The organism is Paraburkholderia podalyriae (assembly GCF_014397785.1).
Lineage (GTDB): Bacteria > Pseudomonadota > Gammaproteobacteria > Burkholderiales > Burkholderiaceae > Paraburkholderia > Paraburkholderia podalyriae.
On the sequence record NZ_VZQQ01000271.1, the window covers coordinates 1 to 747 of the forward strand.

The following is a 747-nucleotide window of genomic DNA, read 5'->3' on the forward strand; positions in this document are numbered from 1 at the left end:
GCGGATTCCAGATGCTGTACCGGTTTTCTGATATCTGTGACCGCCTGGAAGCGTGCGGGGTGAACGTCATCTTCGTCTATCAGAAGCAATCGGCTCGCCACGTCCAGGACGCGACCTCGCTGTCCGGAGCGCGATACAGGCAGAGGCCATGTCTGTTTCTGGACGATGACGGTCAGTTCTTTGTCGGTTCACCGCATCCGAAATCGCTGCTCGTGGTGTATCTGGACCAGGACATGCGGCGGCTCGATACGGCCGAAATTGCAGTACGGGATGAAACGTGGGACCCACTGTTGCGTGCTTTCTTTGCTCAGGTTATTGCAAGCGTGATGCACTGAACGCGACTGCGTGGGGACATGGGGCGCTGGGTCACTGTTTGCGTACAAAGGGGAGCGGGGTTGGTCGAGGCATTGATTCAGATTGGTGGCCGATGGGGTTTAAACGGGCGTGAGTCAGCGAGGCTTGCCGTTAGCGCCGCCCGGTTTGCGAGCGACATCGTCTGTATCGCGAACGGCCGGTCCGTCAATGCCAAGGATGTCATGTCGGTCATGTCGCTTCGCGCGAAGCCGGGCACGCAGATGCGCATTCTCGCGGCCGGTCCCGACGAGACTGCAGCGCTTGACGCGCTTGCGGCCATTCTTCATGTGCAGGAATCTTTCTGACGGACCGATGCAGGAGTCTGGCTCATGCCTGTCGATCGGCCCTGCATGCGAACTACTCAATCACGCACATGAAAAGAAAGAGGAAGGT

2 protein-coding genes are annotated in these 747 nt (G+C 58.5%); both read left to right on the top strand.

The features are described 5' to 3' along the window. Positions 1-335: hypothetical protein (locus F6X42_RS46665; RefSeq protein ID WP_187639778.1), on the top strand; the 335-nt coding region annotated here is incomplete at its 5' end. Between the two features lie 60 nt (positions 336-395). Further along, complete coding sequence (locus F6X42_RS46670; protein WP_187639779.1) at positions 396-659, top strand: HPr family phosphocarrier protein; 264 nt, start codon at positions 396-398, stop codon at positions 657-659. Positions 660-747 lie beyond the last annotated feature (88 nt).